The organism is Rhodococcus sp. R1101, assembly GCF_000278445.1.
GTDB classification, from domain to species: domain Bacteria; phylum Actinomycetota; class Actinomycetes; order Mycobacteriales; family Mycobacteriaceae; genus Rhodococcus; species Rhodococcus gordoniae.
In genome coordinates, this window is sequence record NZ_AJVB01000419.1 from 1 (window position 1) to 3,449 (window position 3,449).

Genomic DNA, 3,449 nt, shown 5'->3' on the forward strand with positions numbered 1-3,449 from the left:
AAGGCCTCGAGGAGGTTCTTGATCAGATCGTGGGTCAGCGGCCGCGCCGGCTCGACACCCTGCTGTTCGAGGGCGATGGCGGTCGCTTCGTTCTGACCGATCCAGATCGGCAGGTACCGATCGCCGTCGACCTCCCGCAGCAGGAGGACAGGCTGGTTCTGCGGCTGTTCGATACGAATCCCTACTATCCGCATCTCGCTCATCGCGATGCCTCCGTCCTGCTGCTCGTCGGTGGTGGACCACCCGACAGGTACTGCCTGGAATTCTAGTGTCCTCCAGCGCATCCGTCAGGTGCCGTAGGTCACGACCCGACGGAGGGCCGCGGTCGCGATCGGCGACGGGTTCGTCGCCTCAACGGTCGAGTGCCCCCTGCACCGCCGCTTTCACCAGGCAGGTGTGCAAAGTCAGCGACAGGGCTGCCAATTCGCGCACCATCTCCTCGGCACGCTGCCGCGCCCCCGCGTCGCGGCCCTTGGCGATCGGGCCGGCGATCTGCGCGACGAGCGCGGCCTCGCGGTCGGCGGCGAGCTTGAACGCCCGCAGGTGCCGAACCTCGAGGCCGAACTCCGCCATCGCCTTCGCCGTGCGGGCGAGCAGCACTGCGTCCTCGTCGAAGAATCCGGCCGGCCCCGGCTTGACGAGGCCCGCACCCACGAGTTCGGTGAGAAAGGCCGCGTCGATGCCGGCACGAGTGCACAGATCGTCGCGGCTCACCCGGATCTCGCGGTCGCTGCGGAGATCCTCGGGTGAGACCTCGCCGCGCGCAACCGCCAGCGGGCGCGGCCGGGTGATCCGGGTTTCGACCGAACCCACCGTGGCGGCTCCCCGGTCGATCGCCTCGAGCTGCTCCTTGATCACCTTGAGCGGCAGGTACTGATCGCGTTGCGCGGTGAGCACGTACCGCAGACGCTCGCAGTCGGCGATCGAGAAGCGCCGGTAGCCCGAGGGAGTACGTTCCGGGCTGATCAATCCCTCGGCTTCGAGGAACCGGATCTTCGAGATCGTCACGTCCGGGAACTCCGGACGCAGGCGGTCGAGCACCGACCCGATCGACATCCCGGCCGGCGCCGGCTGGCGGGCCGCGGTCATCAGCTACCTGCGCCCTGGTTACCTCGCGGACCGGTCAGGAACACCAGCCGGAACTTGCCGATCTGCACCTCGTCGCCGTTCGCGAGGACGGCGGAGTCGACCGGCTCGCGGTTGACGTAGGTGCCGTTGAGGCTTCCCACGTCGACGACCTGGAATTCGCCTTCGTCCTGACGGAACTCGGCGTGCCGACGACTGACGGTCACGTCGTCGAGGAAGATGTCGCTGTCGGGATGCCGGCCCGCCGACGTGGTCGGCTGGTCGAGCAGGAAGCGCGATCCTGCATTGGGCCCCCGCTTGACCACCAGCAGCGCCGATCCGGCGGGCAGGCCCTCGACACCCGAGACGGGCGCTTCGGTGGTGGCCGAGCCTGCACCTTCCACTTCGTTCAGGAAGTCGGCGCGAAATACCGAAGTGGTCTCTGCAGGAGTCTCCTCGTAGCCCGCGTTGCCGTTCTCGCTCACCGTTTCTCCTTATCCGTTCGACCACCCGGGTGATCCCGGGCGGTCGCTGATTCGTTCGCCCCGTACAGGTCCGACACGGCACACGCCATATCCGACCGTACCCCGCGTGGGGGTACTGCCGCAGACAGTCGCGGTTACGTTACCTGTCCGGTCTGTCAGCCTTCCGTGATCCCGCGGTAACCATCCGCGTCGACCGTCTGCTCGAGGGCCTCGTCGAGTTCGCTCTCGCTGCCGACCTCCACGTCGACGAGCCAACCGTCCTCGTACGGGCTGCTGTTCACCAGTTCGGGATTCGCGTCGAGTTCCGTGTTGACGGCGAGGACTTTCGCGGTCAACGGCGCGAAGACGTCCGACACGCTCTTGGTGGACTCCACCTCTCCGAAGGACTCGCCGGAGACGATCTCGGATCCGGCATCGGGCAGCTGGACGAAGACCACGTCGCCGAGTTGGGACTGCGCGTAGTCGGTGATCCCGATCCGCACGGTCGTCGCGCCCGTCCTGCGCACCCATTCGTGCTCGGGGGTGTACCGCAGATCCTCGGGTGTCGCGAAATCGGTCAAGACTGGTCCTTTCGGAGACGACGTTCGACCGGAACGTCGGATTCAGTTACCGGGCTGAGAGTATTGGCGTGGTTCGATCTCCCGCAAGGCGGACACGTCCACCTGCGGAAACTGTTTCACGGACAATGATCCGCCCGCACGGGCGACCGTGTCGACCACCCCACCGGGAATGTTCAGGGCGGCGGCGAGCGTCGGGCCGTCCCCGATGGCGGTGACGGTGTACGGGGCGTCGAGCCTGCGGTCGTCCACGGTGATCTCGCCCCCCGGTCCGGTGACCCACGAATCGACACCGATGCGTACGGTCTCCCCGTTCGCTCCGGCGATCTGCATCGTGTCGGCACCCGCCGCGCGCAGCTCCTGGATCATGTCGAGCAGCACCTCCGAGCCGACTCCCTCGCGCGGATCGTCGACGGTGAGGACCACCCCGGGCCCGGTGGCGGGTGCGGTACCGAGCTGGACGGACAGCGTGTACAGGCGCGTGCGGGCCTCCTCGAGTGCGGCTTCCGAGCCTTCCCGCTCCAGACTCGAGAGGGTGCGTTCGAGTTCGGTGATCTCCTGGCGGAGAGCGGCTTCGCGGCGGTTGAGGTTGTCGAGCAACACCAGCAGGTCGGCGGGGCGTGCCGAGTCGAGACCGTCGCCGGTGTCGGTGGTACGCACCTGCGTGGCGATGCCGGCGCCGAGCAGGACGACGAGAATCCCGGCGAGGACGAGGAAGACGCGGTGCGATCGGGTGGCGCGGTCGGCGACGGGTCCCGGCGCGGTCGCGTCGCCGGTGTCGGTGTCGGGCTGCTGCGGTTCTGTCACGGTTCAGGCTCCGAACAGGCGCCGGCGCAGGGCAGCCGCGTTTCCGAAGATGCGGATGCCGAGGACGACGATGACCGCCGTCGAGAGCTGGGCGCCCACCCCGAGCTGGTCGCCGAGCCACACGATCAGCGCCGCGACGAGGACATTGAAGACGAACGACACCACGAACACCTTCGCGTCGAAGATGTCGTCGAGATAGGCGCGCAGGCCGCCGAAGACCGTGTCGAGCGCGGCGACCACCGCGATGGGCAGATAGGGCTGCACGACGTCGGGTACCTGTGGGCTGAATACGATTCCGGCGCCGATCCCGATCGCCAGTGCGAGCACCGCGTAGAGCGCGTGACCGTGTTCGAGCCGCTTCACCTGTACCCCGTTTCTCCGCTGCTGCCGAGTTTCCGGACCGTGGCGGCCGGAAGCTCGAGATCGTCCGCCTCGGTGACGGCGAATCCCACCCCGTAGAGCTGCTGGATGCCCGCGATGCGCAGGTAGGCGTCGCTGACGACGAAGGACGTCTGCAGCCGGGACGGGGGCCCCA

General features: G+C 67.8%; 6 protein-coding genes and 1 pseudogene. All 7 read right to left on the reverse strand.

From position 1 onward, the window contains the following. On the reverse strand, positions 1-203 hold a 203-nt coding region (locus R1101_RS29765), incomplete at its 3' end, for a bifunctional nuclease family protein (protein ID WP_198420303.1). A 148-nt stretch (positions 204-351) separates the two neighbouring features. Then, positions 352-1,089 carry a transcriptional regulator FtsR gene (gene ftsR, locus R1101_RS0119025; RefSeq protein ID WP_016934922.1) on the reverse strand — a complete coding sequence of 246 codons (738 nt, stop codon included), beginning with the start codon at positions 1,087-1,089 and terminating at the stop codon, positions 352-354. Beyond that, entirely contained in the window at positions 1,089-1,550 is a 462-nt protein-coding gene (garA, locus tag R1101_RS0119030; protein ID WP_006552746.1) for a glycogen accumulation regulator GarA, read from the reverse strand. The genes ftsR and garA overlap by 1 nt, the downstream gene beginning before the upstream one ends. 155 nt (positions 1,551-1,705) lie before the next feature. Then, the gene (gene gcvH / locus R1101_RS0119035; protein WP_016934923.1) at positions 1,706-2,110 is read right to left on the reverse strand and encodes a glycine cleavage system protein GcvH; all 405 of its coding nucleotides are present in this window, start codon (positions 2,108-2,110) and stop codon (positions 1,706-1,708) included. Between the two features lie 42 nt (positions 2,111-2,152). After that, complete coding sequence (locus tag R1101_RS0119040; RefSeq protein ID WP_016934924.1) at positions 2,153-2,914, reverse strand: DUF881 domain-containing protein; 762 nt, start codon at positions 2,912-2,914, stop codon at positions 2,153-2,155. A gap of 3 nt (positions 2,915-2,917) precedes the next feature. Beyond that, complete coding sequence (locus R1101_RS0119045; RefSeq protein ID WP_016934925.1) at positions 2,918-3,277, reverse strand: small basic family protein; 360 nt, start codon at positions 3,275-3,277, stop codon at positions 2,918-2,920. Next, positions 3,274-3,449: pseudogene (locus tag R1101_RS31540) on the reverse strand (DUF881 domain-containing protein); the annotation flags it as partial. The pseudogene R1101_RS31540 and the gene R1101_RS0119045, both read right to left, overlap by 4 nt.